General features: G+C 39.8%; 15 protein-coding genes. 10 read left to right on the top strand and 5 right to left on the bottom strand.

All coding sequences use genetic code 11. The annotated features are described in order from the left end of the window. The first annotated feature begins 426 nt into the window (after positions 1–426). The 4 genes from fdhA to ASG46_RS17480 all read left to right on the top strand — a co-directional run bounded on the left by fdhA (position 427) and on the right by ASG46_RS17480 (position 5094). A complete protein-coding gene (gene fdhA / locus ASG46_RS17495; RefSeq protein WP_017358089.1) occupies positions 427–1641 on the top strand; it encodes a formaldehyde dehydrogenase, glutathione-independent in 1215 nt (404 codons plus the stop codon). A gap of 208 nt (positions 1642–1849) precedes the next feature. Further along, the gene (locus ASG46_RS17490) at positions 1850–2794 is read left to right on the top strand and encodes an ABC transporter ATP-binding protein (RefSeq protein ID WP_046526826.1); all 945 of its coding nucleotides are present in this window, start codon (positions 1850–1852) and stop codon (positions 2792–2794) included. 19 nt (positions 2795–2813) lie between these two features. Further along, positions 2814–3980 (top strand): ABC transporter permease, encoded by a 1167-nt coding sequence (locus ASG46_RS17485; RefSeq protein ID WP_056705396.1) that lies wholly within the window; start codon positions 2814–2816, stop codon positions 3978–3980. After that, complete coding sequence (locus ASG46_RS17480; RefSeq protein ID WP_046344081.1) at positions 3973–5094, top strand: ABC transporter permease; 1122 nt, start codon at positions 3973–3975, stop codon at positions 5092–5094. Before ASG46_RS17485 ends, ASG46_RS17480 begins: the two co-directional genes overlap by 8 nt. A 138-nt stretch (positions 5095–5232) precedes the next feature. Here the strand turns inward: ASG46_RS17480 and ASG46_RS17475 are convergent, their stop codons facing one another. Next, a complete protein-coding gene (locus ASG46_RS17475) occupies positions 5233–6126 on the bottom strand; it encodes a LysR family transcriptional regulator (RefSeq protein ID WP_056705391.1) in 894 nt (297 codons plus the stop codon). A 130-nt stretch (positions 6127–6256) separates the two neighbouring features. Between ASG46_RS17475 and ASG46_RS17470 the strand changes: the two genes are divergently transcribed. From ASG46_RS17470 to ASG46_RS17445, 6 genes are all read left to right on the top strand, one after another. Next, positions 6257–7699: an alanine/glycine:cation symporter family protein gene (locus ASG46_RS17470; RefSeq protein ID WP_056705387.1), complete on the top strand. Its 1443-nt coding sequence runs from the start codon at positions 6257–6259 to the stop codon at positions 7697–7699. Next, positions 7696–8853, top strand: a complete 1158-nt coding sequence (locus ASG46_RS17465) for an iron-containing alcohol dehydrogenase (protein ID WP_056705384.1) — start codon at positions 7696–7698, stop codon at positions 8851–8853. Before ASG46_RS17470 ends, ASG46_RS17465 begins: the two co-directional genes overlap by 4 nt. Positions 8854–9090: 237 nt before the next feature. Further along, a complete protein-coding gene (locus ASG46_RS17460; protein ID WP_007501410.1) occupies positions 9091–9840 on the top strand; it encodes a glucose 1-dehydrogenase in 750 nt (249 codons plus the stop codon). A 371-nt stretch (positions 9841–10211) separates the two neighbouring features. Further along, on the top strand, positions 10212–11432 hold the full coding sequence (locus ASG46_RS17455) for an MFS transporter (RefSeq protein ID WP_056705379.1): 1221 nt from the start codon (positions 10212–10214) through the stop codon (positions 11430–11432). Positions 11433–11502: 70 nt separating this feature from the next. After that, positions 11503–12543 (top strand): 2,3-butanediol dehydrogenase, encoded by a 1041-nt coding sequence (locus ASG46_RS17450; protein ID WP_056705377.1) that lies wholly within the window; start codon positions 11503–11505, stop codon positions 12541–12543. Positions 12544–12672: 129 nt separating this feature from the next. Beyond that, positions 12673–13503, top strand: a complete 831-nt coding sequence (locus ASG46_RS17445; RefSeq protein ID WP_007501404.1) for a manganese catalase family protein — start codon at positions 12673–12675, stop codon at positions 13501–13503. A 35-nt stretch (positions 13504–13538) separates the two neighbouring features. Here the strand turns inward: ASG46_RS17445 and ASG46_RS17440 are convergent, their stop codons facing one another. Genes ASG46_RS17440 through ASG46_RS17425 form a run of 4 tightly spaced genes read right to left on the bottom strand, consistent with a single transcriptional unit; the run spans position 13539 to position 16581 of the window. Next, the gene (locus tag ASG46_RS17440; protein WP_056705375.1) at positions 13539–14252 is read right to left on the bottom strand and encodes an amino acid ABC transporter permease; all 714 of its coding nucleotides are present in this window, start codon (positions 14250–14252) and stop codon (positions 13539–13541) included. Positions 14253–14264: 12 nt separating this feature from the next. Next, positions 14265–14963 (bottom strand): amino acid ABC transporter permease, encoded by a 699-nt coding sequence (locus ASG46_RS17435; RefSeq protein ID WP_008342617.1) that lies wholly within the window; start codon positions 14961–14963, stop codon positions 14265–14267. Beyond that, positions 14960–15820, bottom strand: a complete 861-nt coding sequence (locus ASG46_RS17430) for an amino acid ABC transporter substrate-binding protein (RefSeq protein WP_056705373.1) — start codon at positions 15818–15820, stop codon at positions 14960–14962. Before ASG46_RS17430 ends, ASG46_RS17435 begins: the two co-directional genes overlap by 4 nt. After that, positions 15817–16581 carry an amino acid ABC transporter ATP-binding protein gene (locus ASG46_RS17425; RefSeq protein ID WP_024718348.1) on the bottom strand — a complete coding sequence of 255 codons (765 nt, stop codon included), beginning with the start codon at positions 16579–16581 and terminating at the stop codon, positions 15817–15819. The genes ASG46_RS17430 and ASG46_RS17425 overlap by 4 nt, the downstream gene beginning before the upstream one ends. Between the last annotated feature and the right edge of the window lie 14 nt (positions 16582–16595).

Raw genomic sequence — 16595 nt, 5'->3', positions numbered from 1 at the left:
TCTTTCTTCTTCACGTTTCGATAACATGTTCATCCCCCACAGAATTGTGTTATTACCCTTATTATACAAAAAAGCTTGTAGACTTTGTCTACAAGCTGAAGACTCTTCACAAGAAGAGTCTTTTGCATTCATTTCATATGTAGGGGCCAGCCAGGTGTGTAAGGAATGATAGTATATATAAGGAATTTGTTTGTCGATTAAGGATACCTGTCTGGCTTATTCCTTATATCGACAATGTTCTGCAAATGTTTAGCTTTTTTTTCAATATTTTCTTTTTTATTTGACTGGAAAGTACATTTTTCTCTCCTAGATAGACATTTGTCACTTACTTTTTGAGTCAATGTGCGGTTAAAAGAAGGAAAAAGCCCGAGAAAGAGAGAATTTTGGAGAGACTTCATTTTTAAACAAAAAGGGAGGAATGAAAACATGTCGGGAAACAAAGGTGTCGTTTACAAAGGAGCAGGAAATGTAGCAGTTGAGGATATTGGATACCCTGATTTGGTTTTAAGAGATGGCCCTGGTGTACCTAAAGCCAATGTTGGACGTAAGTGTGAGCATGGCGTCATTTTAAAAGTGGTGACAACAAACATTTGCGGGAGCGACCAGCACATGGTAAGAGGGCGTACAACTGCGCCTGAAGGACTTGTCCTTGGTCATGAAATTACTGGTGAAGTCGTTGAAGTTGGACGAGATGTAGAGTTTATCCAAAAGGGTGATCTCGTATCAGTTCCATTTAATATTGCCTGTGGTCGCTGCGTTATGTGTAAAGAACAAAAAACCCATGTGTGTTTAAATGTGAACCCCGATCGACCTGGCTCAGCTTATGGATATGTAGATATGGGCGGATGGGTTGGCGGCCAATCGGAGTACGTCATGGTGCCATATGCTGATTTCCAGCTACTCAAATTTCCGGACAAAGATCAGGCGATGGAAAAAATACTTGATTTGACGATGCTTTCTGATATATTCCCGACAGGTTTTCATGGTGCTTATACGGCTGGCGTAAAGCCGGGCTCTACCGTCTATATTGCTGGTGCAGGGCCAGTAGGTCTTGCAGCAGCGCATTCCGCTCAGCTCCTTGGCGCATCTGCTGTCATCGTCGGCGATCTTAATGAACAAAGGCTCGAGCAGGCGAGAAGCTTTGGCTGCGAAACGATTAATTTACGAAAACATGATCGAATCGGTGAACAAATGACTAACATCCTTGGAGAGCCAGAAGTCGACTGTGCGGTCGATTGTGTCGGCTTTGAAGCTTCGGGTCATGGAGATCAAGGAGAAGCACCAGCCACCGTTTTAAATACAATTATGGATATTACCAAAGTTGGCGGTAAACTTGGAATTCCAGGACTTTACGTCACAGAAGATCCAGGTGCTGTGGATGAAGATGCAAAAGTTGGATCTCTGAAAGTGCGAATTGGACTTGGCTGGGCCAAAGCCCATACCTTTGTGACAGGCCAAACCCCTGTCATGCAATATCACCGCAGCTTGATGAAATCTATTTTAAGCGGAAGGGCACAAATCGCCAAAGCCGTTAATGCCACCGTCATATCCCTTGATCAAGCTCCTAAAGGATATAGCGATTTTGATTCGGGTGTGGCGAAGAAATTTGTGATTGACCCGCATGGGATGATTTCTAAATAATGATCCATCGAAAAAACTTACAGGATTTTTCCTGTAAGTTTTTTTGTTTATAAATATAAAAAGACCTATACTGTTCTTCTACATTTCATAACGTGGTAAAATGAGTAAATTGGAAAAAATGATCTTTAGTTGAAAGACATACCATAAAACAGTTGGCAATGATTGGACAGGATTATGATAGATAGGAAGAATAGAGGAGAGATTACAATTGCTAAAAGTACAGAACATCATCAAAAATTATGAGGGTAAACAAGTATTAAAAGGGGTTAACTTCCACTTGAAACCTGGTGAATCATTTGGGCTTTTGGGCCCTAATGGTGCAGGGAAATCAACCTTAATCGGTATCATGACAGGACTTATACATGCAACGAGCGGGACTGTTACGATTGGAGGCATTGATCTACATAAAGAAACAAAGCATGCACAGCAATTGATTGGTATTGTTCCACAAGAGATCGCTTTATATTTAGATATGTCAGCAAAAGAAAATTTAACGTTTTGGGGGAAAATGTATGGACTTAAAGGAGAAGAATTAAAAAGCAGAGTACAAGAAATCCTTGAATTAATTGGTCTGGGCAATAGAGCGAATGATAAGGTGAAAGTATTCTCAGGAGGGATGAAAAGAAGAGTGAATATCGGATGTGCGATTTTGCATCGGCCAAAACTATTAATAATGGATGAGCCTACAGTGGGTATAGACCCGCAATCCAGAAATCATATATTAGAAACAGTTAAAACGTTAAATGGTGAAGGAATGACGATTATTTATACGAGTCATTACATGGAGGAAGTCGAATATCTATGTGAAAAAATAGCTATTATGGATCAAGGTTCTTTCATTAAGGTAGGTGATTTAAGTGAATTGGCTGAGCTTGTTGGAGAAAAGAGAGAAATCATTTTTACGATTAAATGTGAACAAGGACAAAAGGATATGGAGCGAGTGTGCCGATATATAAATGAATACCACCCATTGAATGACTTTACGGTGCAGGAAAATCAAATCAAATTATTTGATGACAATCCTCAGCATTTACTAAGTCAACTTATTCAAGGTGTAACCGCATTACATGTTCAATTAATTTCAGCAGAAGTTGTAGAACCAAATTTAGAAAATGTATTCTTGTATTTAACAGGTAAGAAATTACGAGACTAGACCGAATAGAGGTAAGTATATGAGTATTTGGGTTGTACTGAAAGATCTATTATTGTTTTTTAGGGATAAGAAAAGCTTTTTTACACTTTTTTTTATGCCTATCATATTAATTGCTATTTTAGGTGCAGCATTTGGAGATAACATGAAGAAAGATAGCGAAATTAGGATCAATTCATTTCGAGTAGGAATAACAGATCAAGATAAGTCCGCTACAAGTAAAATGTTTCTTTCAAAATTGTCTAAGAGTGAACTCAGTGACATATTTGAAGTGAAGGTCACCTCGAAAAATCAGCTAGAGAAAGATTTAAATAGTAGAGACATTACAATGGGTATAATCATCAAGCCGAATTTTGAAAAAAGCCTATTAAATCATGATCATGTGCAATTGAATATTTTGAAAGGACCTAATTCAAGCTTACAGGAAATGGTCCTAGAAAATGTGGTTTTGCAATTCTTTCAAAATTATCATATGAATCGTATTCTGGTACCGTTGAATCAAGGTAAAGAAGTGGAGGTCGTGTCTGATCAACTGAAAAAAGAACTAGTGAACGAAAGGAATATTCATATCAACAGCCAGCCGATTACATCCTTCCAATACTACGCAGGCGGGATGGGTGTGCTTTTTTTATTAATGACTGTTGTTTTCTTGGTTGGCAGTATGATAGAGGAAAAAGAAGAAGAAGTTTATAAAAGACTACTAGTATCAAAATTAAACAATACTAGTTATATCATTGGAAAGTTATTGGGCATTATTTTAATGAGTATGATTCAACTTGCGGTCATTATTTTATTTACTAGCTTTGTCTTTAAGGTGAACTGGGGAGAGCCTTTTACTGTTGTTATGATCGGATGTAGTTTTATATTAAATGCTGCGGGTTTCGGGGTGCTGATTGGTTCTTTTATCAAAAGAGAAAAAACGTTTAATAGTGTGGGGATTTTAGGCACTCAAGTGTTAGCTGCTTTAGGCGGGAGTATGGTGCCCTTATACTTATTCCCACAATGGGTGATTGATACCAGCTATTTTTTACCTAATTCTCTTGCACTTCAAATGTTTTTGAAAAGTATGGCAGGTGCTGATTTTAGTGAAATACAAAACGGATTATTACTTAGCTGTGGGATGGGAATGGCTTTCTTCATCATTGCTTTATTAAGAATGTCTTTTGAAAGGAAGCATCGTTATGCATAAAATATTAGCCATTATCACGTTAAAGTTAAAAGAAACATTAAAGTCCCCATTGACCCTCATTTTTTTATTTGTGATGCCAATTGTTTTTAGTTTTATCTTTGGTAGTACCGCATCTGATACAAAGAAACCGACAGTTGCTTTTATTCTAGAGCCCAGTCAAGGTAAACTAGATCAAGAAATTTTTCAAATTCTCGAAAAAAACACCAAATTTCTCTGGGTAAAGGCAACTGAAAGCGACGCAAAAGATTTAGTATCTGAAGAAAAGGTAGTTGCGTCTGTGAAAGTCGTAAACCAATTAAAGTCCCATCTAAAAGAAAATAAAGAGATTTTTGATGTGACAGTTTATAAAAAAACTGAAGAATATGCAGTCTTATCTCCCTATTTAAAAGAGACAGCTGCCATCATTTATCAAATCAATCAGGGTGTGAAAGAGCAGAAAAGTGTTTCTCTCACCAATGCATTGAACAAGTTAAATGAATCTGGTACGATTTCATTGGCCGAAAAAAATCAAAATGGTCAAGCAAGCCAACAACCAAATTTGATACCGCTTGGCTTTACCATTATGTTTATGATGTTTGCGATTTCAAGCTCTTTGTCATCTATACATTCGGAGTATAAAAATTATACATGGCAAAGATTGCTTTCGAGTCCAATCCATAAAATATATGTACTTCTGGGCTATTTAATGGCATATTTCCTTCTTGGATGGATACAATTGGGTGTTCTTTTGACCATCTTATCTATTTTCTTTAATGTCTACTTAGGCAACCTGTTTCTTATCTTATTGTTCGGATCATTTGTTATAGGCCTTGTCGTAAGTTTAGGATTTATGATAGCTACTTTATCTCAAACAAAAAAACAAGCTGAAATCTTTAGTGCAATTGTCATTGTAGGATCGTGCATGCTGGGTGGTATTTATTGGCCTTTAGATATCGTTCCAGACATTATGAAGAAGATTTCTTTGACTATACCGCAAACATGGATGATGTCTGGTTTTGGTGAGATCATGAGCGGCAATGTTAATCTTTCTATCTTATTATTAGATGCGACGGTTTTAATTGCTTTTACGGTGGTCTTTATGATCATTGGTTTGAAGAGTATCAGATCCTATTAATCCTTTGTTCTTCTAAAAAGCCCTCTATAGCTATGTAGAGGGCTTTTTGTATACACGTGATTTACTTTAAATGATTGGATAACTCGTTAATATTTAATGGTGAAAGAAATTGAAGGCTGCCCAAGTAAATATTTCACATTACCCATTGAGAAGGATATATTCCTCTGTTAAATCAACAAACGCCTTCAAAGCAGGAGACATCCATTTATTTTTATGCCAGAATAGTTGGATTTTCGTTGTGAGAAAGGGTCCCATCCAATTGATTTTAATCATATGGCCTTCTGTTATTTCTCTTTTTATAGAAATTTCGGGAAGTACAGCAATTCCTAAACCAGCCATTACACATTTTTTTATGGCTTCTACATCTGCTAGTTCTAGTTTACTTCTCGGTTTTGCTCCTGCCTGTGTCAAAGAGTGTTCGAAGGCATAACGATAATCGCAGTCTTCGGTTAACAACAATCTTTGCTCGTCTAAATCGATAGGATATACTTTTTGTTTTTTGCTCAATGGATTTGTTGGACAGCATACAATCGCCATCGGTTCATCTTTTAATTCTTTTACAATTAAATGTGAGGATACGACAGGATTCATCGATAATAGGGCGACATCAATTTGTCCTTCCAGTAATAGATTTAAAACATCCTTTTCAGCTATTCCGGGACGAAAAATCAGTTCTACTTTAGGATACGTTGTTTGAAAGTCCGTTAAAATATGAGGAAGTCGATAGGTACATTGTGTTTCAGATGCACATATTCTCAAAATGCCGCTTGGCTCACTCATCCCACCAACAGCCTCTAATGCTTCTCCTGTTAAACCTAAAATCTTATCCGTATAATCTTGAAACTTCATGCCAGCTTCTGTTAAAATGACCCTTTTTCCAAGCCTTTCAAATAGAGGGGTTCCTAGCTCTTCTTCTAATGCAGCGATATTTGCTGTGATACTTGATTGAGCATAGCCAAGTATTTGTGCTGTTTTTGTAAAGTTTAATACTTTTGATGCTGTTTGGAACATCATCAGTTGCTTTATTTCCAACGTCAATCCCTCCTAAATCGGATGAGCCGATTGATGCAATCAGAAAACTTCTATAGATAGATCATAACATTTTTACTATGATAAAAGTAGGCGCTTTCATTATTTAGAATGTTTAGATTTTATAGGGGGGATGGCTTTGTTTGAAACGATTGTCAATTCAATAAATGACTTTTTATGGACATATATTTTAGTCGTTATGTTAATAGGGATTGGAATCTACTTTACGGTGAGAATGAAGTTTATGCAAATTGTCTTACTAAAAGAGATCTTCCGTTCTATTTTTGAAAAAGCCCCAAAAATAAAAGGGAGTCAAGACATTTCTTCAATGCAAGCTTTCTTTATCGGAGCAGCGACGAGGATTGGAACTGGAAATATGGCAGGTGTTGCTATTGCCATCACAGTTGGTGGTCCTGGAGCTATTTTTTGGATGTGGTTTGCAGCAGTTTTAGGGGGAGCTTCTGCATTTGTCGAAAGCACACTCGCTCAAATATATAAAGTGAGAACAAGTGATGGTTTTAAAGGGGGGCCAGGCTATTATATACAAAAGCAATTTGGACTGAAATGGCCAAGTAGGATCTTTGCCTTTTCTGTTATTCTTAGTTTTGGCTTGATTTTTAATGCAGTACAAACGAACACCATCACAAATGCCTTTCGATATTCATTTGGTATCAGTCCAATTGGTATGGGGGTATTCGTAACCATTCTTACGGCTCTCATCATTTTTGGTGGTGTAAAGAGAATTGCCCGCTTTACCCAAATCATTGTGCCAATCATGTCCTCGTTTTATATTATCTTAGCACTTTATGTGATAGTGACAAATATCGCTGATGTACCCGCAGCATTAGCAAGTATTATGAAAAGTGCGTTTGGATTAGAGCAAATGGTTGGAGGCGGAATCGGCGCTGCAATAATGAACGGTGTCAAACGCGGTTTATTTTCCAATGAAGCAGGAATGGGAAGTGCGCCAAATGCAGCAGCTGCTGCCCATGTTTCACACCCAGTAAAACAAGGGTTTGTTCAATTATTAGGCGTATTTTTTGATACATTAGTTGTTTGTAGTTGTACAGCATTTATTATTATGCTATCAACAGTAGAAACAGCAGGTGATTTGTCAGGTATTGAAATCACTCAAGCTGCAATGGCGCAGCATTTCGGTTCTTGGGCTAGTATTTTCTTAGCATTTGCGATCTTTACTTTTGCATTTAGCTCCATTGTAGGTGGCTACTATTACGGTGAAGCCAATATCGGTTTTATTCATCACAGTGTAACCGCGCTATTCGTGTATCGAATCACTGTTTTAATGATGATCATGTTTGGTGCTCTCGCCAACTTACAAATCGTTTGGACGTTAGCGGACTTGTCGATGGCGATTATGGCTATTGTTAACTTGGTTGCTATTGCGATTTTAGGCAAATTTGCTTTTGCGGCTCTAAATGATTACATGGGACAAAGAAAGGTAGGAAAGAACCCTGTTTTTTACGCTTCTACCATTCCAGGTTTAAAAGGAATAGAATGGTGGGGAGCAGAAAAACAAGCGATTAAATCAACAAATGAAGGGGTAGAAAATCAATGATAAATTTTGAATATGATTGTCATACGAAAATGATCATGGGGACTGGAAAATCTAAAGATATTGCCTCTATTGTAGAGGACATGGTTTTGCCTAGTGCTACAATTATGATTGTGACTGACCCTGGTGTAAAAAGCGCAGGATTGGTGACGCCTATTGAAGCATATTTGCAAGAAGCTGGTTATTCCGTTGTCGTCTTTGATCAAGTATCTCCAAACCCTAGAGATCATGAATGTCTAACGGGTGCAGAGCTCTTTAGAAAAGTACAAGCATCAGCGGTAATTGCGATTGGTGGAGGAAGCCCAATGGATACGGCAAAAGCCATTGCTTTATTAGGTCCAAATGGTGGTAATCCTGAAGAGTATATAGCAGGGAAGAAGGCGTACACAAATGTATCACCCTTAATTTGTATTCCAACCACGGCTGGAACTGGCTCTGAGGTGACCCGTTCATCTGTGATTACGTTAGCTGCTTCACATAAAAAAATCACCTTAAAACATGCCTTGCTTCGACCAACTATTGCGATTTTGGATCCTGCTCTTACTTCAACGGTGCCAAAAAGTATAACAGCGGCAACAGGTGTTGATGCACTGGTCCATGCGATTGAAGGCTATACATGTAAAGAAACAAACCCTATTTCTAAGGCGATGGGGGCAAGCGCAATGAAAACCATTGTGACCTATTTACCGAAGGCGTATGAAGACGGGTCTGATTTAGAAGCAAGATACAAAATGCAGGAAGGCAGTTTACTCGCTGGCTTATGCTTCGGTTCTGCTGATGTAGCAGCCGTACATTGTTTAGCCGAAGCGCTCGGCAGTCTTTATGATACGCCTCATGGTATCGCAAATGCTGTGTTTTTACCTTATGTCATACAATTTAATGCAGCTGAAAACAAATCATTGCACATAGAGCTTGCAAACATCATGGGCTTTGCAGATAAAACGGATGCAGATGATGTGGCGATTCAAAAATTAATGGATGGTATGTATACATTCACAAAGAATTTAGGTATTCCATCACTAAAAGAATTATCTTATGTAAAAGTAGAAGATTTTGAAAAAATGGCTGAACTAGCAGAACAAAATAACTCTACAAAAAGCAATGTTCGTGCCGTTACGAAAGCGGATTACTTAGATATACTAAAGGCTGCTTTTTAATTATAGCCATACAGAAAAAGAGCCGAATAGAATGACTGAATGATAAACACAAACTTTCCCAGACTTTACACAAGAAGCAAACGACTATGTCGTCAATATGGAGAATTACAAATATACCACCCTCCTAATGTATGATTTAGGTGGTGGTTTTTCTATGTCCCATTTGACTAGGTATCGTGTATACATGAGTGGTATGATAGACGACAACATCTCATGAGAGAAAGGATAGGATAAACGATGAATTTTCACAATAAAACAGTCGTTATCACTGGCGCAGCAAATGGAATTGGTGAGTCGATCGCGTATGGCTATGCGAAAGAAGGGGCGCGTGTTGTGCTTGCGGATATTGACGAAGAGAAGGGCAAGCGCTTGGAAGATCAGCTGAAAAAGGAGTCCTTTGAGGCTTTTTTTAAAAAAACGGATGTGAAACAAGAGAAGGATATTCAAGACATCATGTCAGCTGCTGTGGCTCGTTATCAAACGATCGATATTCTCATCAATAATGCAGGGGTTATGTGTACAAAATCGCCTTATGAGCTAACGGTTGATGAGTTTGATCATGTGCTGCATACAAACCTACGAGGTGCTTTTTTATGTGCAAGGGAAGCGGCACGTTATATCAAAGAGAATCCAAACGGCGGTTCCATTGTGAATATTTCATCTACCCGTGCGACCATGTCAGAGCCTCATACAGAAGCGTATGCTGCATCAAAAGGCGGGATATCAGCACTTACTCATGCGCTGGCTGCTTCTTTTAGTCAGGATCACATAACAGTAAACAGCATTTCCCCTGGGTGGATTGAAACGAAGGATGAGAAAAATTTGCGAGAAATTGACCATCAGCAGCACCTTTCCAATCGAGTAGGAACGCCAAAGGATATTGTCAAAGCTTGTTTTTATTTAACAGATGAAGACAATCAATTTGTGACAGGAACCGATTTGGTTGTTGATGGCGGCATGACTAGAAAAATGATTTATGCGGATTAACATGAAAAAACATTGACGCCTTGACGGAGGCGCAGTACAATATAGAACAATTCAGCTGAAGATCGTGATGAAAAAAAGATAAAGCGCAAATAGAGAAGAGTATGTAATGGCTGCCTCACACAGAGAACTCCGTGAAGCTGAGAAGGAGCTGGGAAGCGTTACAGAACCAAGCCTCTTAGCTCTGCACCGGATTCATTGTGATGGTGATGCAGCGGCATTCTCCCGTTATAGAGAAGGGTTAGCGATAACCTGCTAAGGTTCATCTGGTAACAGGTGAATGAACTGAGGTGGCAACGCGGAGTCAATCCCGTCCTCAAGACAGAAATGTCTTGGGGGCGGGATTTTTTTATGACAAAAAGGAGGGCACCACGATGAAAAAACATTGGCGGGATATGAGCATGTTACTTGGAGCGATTGGTATTGCGAACATAGGAGAATGGATTTATATGATTGCTCTCCATCTGCTGATTTTTCAGGAAACGGGCTCCGTTCTTGCTGTAACAGCCGTCTATATGTTAAGACCTGTCTCGGCTCTTTTAACAAATAGCTGGTCTGGTAGCTTAATAGATAGACTGAATCAGCGGAATGTCATGATCAGTCTAGATCTATGCCGGGCCATTCTGATTGCTTGTTTACCCTTTGCCTTATTTTCAGGCCACTTATTGATCGTATATGTGATGCTATTTCTCATTCATATGGCACAAGCCATGTTTCATCCAGCTTCGATGGTCTATATGACAGCACTAATCCCGGCGGATAAACGAAAACGGTTTAATGCCATTCGATCTTTGCTTCAGTCTGGTGGATTTTTACTCGGACCCGCCGTAGCAGGGGTGCTTTTTCTCATTGGTACACCAGTCCTTTCAATTTATGTAAATGCAATCTGCCTTTTGATATCTGCTGTTTTGACGATGTGTTTACCGATTTTGTCAAAAGCAGCCGGGGCACAAAAAGGCTTTTCTCTCTCAGTATTAAAGGAAGATGCAAAACTTGTATTTCATTTCAGTCTCACATCCCGTCAAGTGATGGCCGTGTATTTATTATTTAGTGCCGCCATCACGGTGCTGCCGACTGCAATTGACTCACTTGAAGCAGCTTTTGCAAAGGAAGTGCTGATGTTGACCAATACCGAATATGGGTTTCTTGTCAGTGTAGCTGGGGCAGGGATTATCGCAGGGGCATGTCTCAATACGGTCATTGTCGAAAGGCTGCCTATTTCAGTGATGCTTGGTGCGGGTAGTTTGTTTGTGGCTTTTGGATACTTGATCTATGCTTTTTCAAGCACATTGACTGTCGCAGCAGCTGGCTTTTTTGTTCTAGCTTTCTTTTTAGCATTTGCAAACACCGGTTTTATGACTTTTTATCAAACGAATATCCCGGTAGAGGTTATGGGGAGAGTGGCAAGTTTTTATGCGTTATGTGAAGCTGTTCTGACGATGATGATGACAGGAATATGCGGCGCATTGGCGCATGTTTTATCGATACGTACTTCTGTCATAATTGGCTGCATATGTATGCTTCTTATTTGTCTGTTGCTATGTTTTGTCATTTTTCGTCCATTGACTGTCAAAAAAATAGTGCATCTTACTTAGAAAATTAAAAAAATTATGTTATCATTATTTAAGTAAGTTAATTAAATTGATGAGAAAAGGAGTCTTACAAATGAAAGCACTACGCTGGCACGATCAAAAGGACATTCGACTAGAGGAAATTGACGAACCAACAGTTGCTCCAGGAAAAGTGAAACTGAAAGTAAAATGGTGCGGCATTTGTGGTAGTGATTTACATGAATATTTAGGCGGACCGATCTTCATTCCTGTGAACGAACCTCATCCACTTACAAAAGAAAAAGCACCCATTACATTGGGACACGAGTTCTCTGGTGAAATTGTAGAAGTTGGAGAAGGCGTGAGTAATTACAAAGTAGGCGATCGAGTGGTTGTTGAACCTATTTTTGCAACTCACGGGCACCAAGGTGCTTACAACTTAGATGAAAACATGGGCTTCTTAGGACTTGCTGGTGGCGGTGGAGGATTCTCTGAATATGTATCTGTCGATGAAGAATTACTTCATTTGTTACCAGACGAAATTTCATATGAGCAAGGTGCACTTGTTGAACCTTCTGCAGTTGCTTTATATGCGGTTCGTTCTAGTAAAGTGCAAGCTGGGGATACAGCAGCTGTGTTTGGCTGTGGGCCAATCGGTTTACTTGTCATTGAAGCATTAAAAGCAGCTGGTGCTACTGACATTTATGCAGTGGAATTATCAAAAGAGCGCCAAGAAAAAGCAAAAGAACTTGGAGCGATCATTGTAGATCCTTCTCAGTATGAAGATGTTGTTCAAGAAATCGCACACCGTACAAATGGTGGAGTCGATGTTTCTTTTGAAGTGACAGGTGTACCTGTTGTATTGAAGCAAGCAATCCAATCAACTAGAATTTCAGGTGAAACAGTCATTGTGAGCATTTGGGAAAAAGGCGCAGAAATTATGCCGAATGACATTGTCATTAAAGAACGTACAGTCAAAGGAATCATCGGCTACAGAGATGTTTTCCCATCTGTATTAAACTTAATGAGAAAAGGCTATTTCTCTGCAGATACACTCGTCACGAAAAAAATCAAGCTGGACGATGTGATCGAAGATGGCTTCCATGCATTAATCAATGAAAAAGATCAAGTGAAAATTTTAGTCAGTGCTGAATAAGTAGGACGATAAAGAGAATGGCAGATGCCGTTCTCTTTTTTTTTATAAGAGCATGCGATTTTTCATAAAGAGGGCATCGGCTGAATAGTGATAAGTGCAAAGGTTTTTGTAAATAAAGGAGATGACATCATGTTTTATCACATTAAAGAACTGCAATATGAAGCAAAGCCCTCTAAGCCGGACCCTCTTTATGCGAAAAAATTACAAGAGGTGTTAGGCGGTCAATATGGAGAAATCAGCGTGATGATGCAATATTTATTTCAAGGGTTTAACTGCCGAGCGGATCAAAAATATAAAGATTTGCTCCATGACATTGGAACGGAGGAAATCGGTCATGTCGAAATGCTGGCAACGATGATTGCTCGATTACTTGATAATGCCCCAGTTAAAGAACAAGAAGAAGCGTATCAAAGTGATCCAGCACTTGCAGCCGTCATGGGCGGAATGAATCCTCAACATGCAATTGTTGCAGGCTTAGGGGCAATGGCAGCAGATAGTCAAGGGTATCCGTGGAATGCAAAATATATCATTGCAAGCGGAAATTTAATGGCTGACTTCAGGGCAAATTTGAATGCGGAGTCACAAGGCAGACTTCAGGTTACACGGCTTTATGAAATGACCGATGACCGCGGAGTGAAGGATATGCTCTCCTTTCTCATTGCTCGTGATACATATCATCAAAATATGTGGCTGGCTGCAATTAAGGAATTAGAAGAACGAGAAGGGGATGTCGTTGTTCCAACCACCTTCCCGCGCTCACTGGAAAAACAGCAAGTATCCTATGATTTGTTTAACTTCTCAAGAGGAGAAGAAAGCAAAGAAGGCAGATGGGCACATGGCCGAAGTATGGATGGAAAGGGAGAATTCAGATATATTTCTGCTCCTGTCGTGTTCGGCTCTGCGCCTAAACTCAAACCAGCACCGAAAGAACTATATAACACACCGAAAAAAGGAGAATAAAAAAGTCGATCAGGGTTTGTACCTGATCGACTTTTTTAACGTCCAAGAGATTTTCCGTACACGCTGACTCGTTTCTCTAACAAAGCAAAAGCGAGTTCAAAGAAAATACTAAGCATCCAATAGATCAAAGCAGAGACAAGATACGTTTCTAAAAATTTGTAGCCGTCATTTGCAATGATGCGAGAGATCCCCATGATTTCCAGTACACCAATTGTAAACGAAAGGGATGTGGCTTTTAACAGCTGAATGAGCTGATTCCCTAGGTTTGGCAGGGCAACCACAAACGCTTGCGGTAAAATAATGCGCATCATCGCCTGTCTGGTGGTCATGCCAACGATTTTCGCCGCTTCAAGCTGCCCTCTGTCTACCGCAAGGAGTGCGCTGCGGACCACTTCTGTTAAATGTGCGGCTGAATGCAGGCTGAAGGTGATAAGGGCAACGGTAAGCGGGGAGACCATATCCGGGTGAAAGGTCAACCCAAAAGTGCTATTCATTTTGGTCAGAACAAATGGAATGCCATAAAAGAAAGCAAACAACTGAACAATGAGAGGTGTTCCTCTAAAAAATGAGACATAGAGCGTGACCAGCTGGCGGAGCACAGGGATACGAAAGAGGCGAATGAAAGCAAAAATAGATCCAATCAAAAGGCTCACAGCCATAGAAACAAGTGCAATCAATAAGGTAAAGGGAACGCCTTTTAGAATATGTGGTATTTGGTCAATCGCAAATGATATATCAATGGTTTGCATCAAATCGCCTCCTTAGCGTGACAGGCTGGTGCGGCCTTTCACAAATTTTCTTTCCAGTAGCATCGTGATCAGTTCAATACTGATGCAAATCAGCCAATACACAATTGCAATGATGACGTACACTTCAAACATCCCTATCCCGTAGTTATTACCTAGTATGATTTTGACCTGTCCCATCATATCAATGAGTCCGATTGTAAATGCAATGGCGGTATCTTTCACGAGATCAATGGTGTAATTTCCGAGGTTCGGAAGTGCAATGAGAAAGGCTTGCGGAATAATGATCCTCATTAATGCCTGCGTATCTGTCATCCCAACAATGTAAGCTGCTTCAAGCTGATCTTTCCCAACAGAGGAATATGCACTGCGAAAGACTTCAGATAAATAAGCGCCCGTATGTAACGAGAATGTGATCATCACAAATAACACACGATCCCAATGATTGATTTGAATTCCCGCCATGAGTAAAAGCTGAGGCAGGCCAAAATAAATGAGGAATAACTGAACAATGAGCGGTGTACTTCGTGTAAATGACAAATAAATGACCGCCAATTGTTTCAGCACTGGAATTTGTTTGATTCGAATGCAAGCAAACAGCAATCCGATGATGATGGCAAAAAACAATGACACCACAATCATCAGAAATGTGAGTGGCAGGCGATCAACCACCTGTAAAAAGATTCTTAGCCAATCTCCAGCTGTAAACGTCATGGCGCTTCCTTCCTTTCTTCATATTGATAGCCTTGCTCTGATATATAGTCAATATCTTGAAAGAAATCAACGCCAAACCATTTCTTCGCAAGGTCAGGTAATGTTCCGTCTTCGATCATCTCTTGTGTCACTCGATCCAATTGTGATGCTAGTTTCTTTTGACTAGGCTGTAAGACAAGATAAATAGGTTCCTTTGAGACAATGCCGCCCACTTTGACTTTCAGGTGAAGATGTTTTTGAATCGTATCAAAGGTCGAAATATTCATAAAAGCCGCATCGGATCGTCCACTTTCGACTCGTTTTAAATTGAGTTCGTTTGAAGGGCTTTCAATGGTCGTGAGCGGAATTTTCCGATCATTTTCTTCATTATATTGATTTAATATGGAACGAAGGCCGCCGCTAGGACTGACGGGAGCGAGCTTTTTTGATGTCATATCGTCTAGAGATTGAATATCTTGCTCTGATTCATTCACAATTAAACCTGTCATCGAATAGCCGTATGGAACTTTAGGATAAAGAAAGCGTTTTTCACGTTCAGGATTACTAAAAAACCAATTAGCCGCCATTTCAAATTTCCCAGCGCCAATCCCAATTAAATTGGATTCTTCCTCGCCAAAGATATAATCAAAATGAATGTGTGGCAAACGTTTCTCGACTTCATTTAAATAATCGATGTTATAGCCAATCGGCTCGTTGCGGTCATTTGTGGCTAAAAAAGGCGGATTGACTTCTGCGCTTAGTGCGACTTTGACAATTTGTTTGCCATCATCTGTTGTTGTTTTCACACTGCTACAGCCAATGAGAGAGAGGAGAAACAGAAGGATACTAGCGGCAGTGAATAAAGTCTTGCGCTTCATCTGTCTTCCTCCAATCCTTGCCACATCCCGCGATGAATTCTTGATAAAAATTGTTTCGTCCGTTCATGCTGAGGCTTCATCAGGACGTCTTCTGGTGAGCCTTTTTCAACGATTTCCCCATCTGCCATAAAGATCACTGTATCCGCTACATCCTTTGCAAACGAAATTTCATGCGTCACAATGACCATCGTCATGCCTTGGCTCGCAATATCTTTCATCATTTCAAGGATTTCTCCGACCATCTCTGGGTCCAGTGCGGACGTTGGTTCATCAAACAAAAGCACCGCAGGATTCATTGCAAGCGCACGGGCAATTCCGATACGCTGCTGTTGACCTCCGGATAATTCACTGGGAAACGCATCTTTTTTATGAAGCAGCCCAATTCGCGTTAACAATTGCTCTCCGATTTTTTCCGCCTCTTTTTTAGACATGTTTTGAGACACAATCAATCCTTCTGTGATGTTTTCAAGAGCTCGTTTATTTTGAAACAAGTGATAATGCTGAAACACCATAGACGATTGCTGTCTGAGTTTTAAAAGATCTTTTTTTCGATATTGTTCAAATTGAATCGTGGCTTCTCCAACTGTCAGCGTTCCTTTGTCTGGGATATCAAGGCTGTTTAAACTGCGGAGAAGGGTTGTTTTTCCTGATCCGCTCGGTCCAATAATGGCGACCACTTCACCTTCTTGTACGGTGAAATCAATTCCTTTTAACACATGAGTTGACCCATAGGATTTATGTAGATTAGTAGCAGAAATCATAAAAGCATCACGTT

This window comes from Bacillus sp. Leaf49, assembly GCF_001426125.1.
Lineage (GTDB): Bacteria > Bacillota > Bacilli > Bacillales > Bacillaceae > Bacillus > Bacillus altitudinis.
Note: the sequence above shows the minus strand (reverse complement) of the source record. Positions and strands in the feature narration are given on the sequence as shown.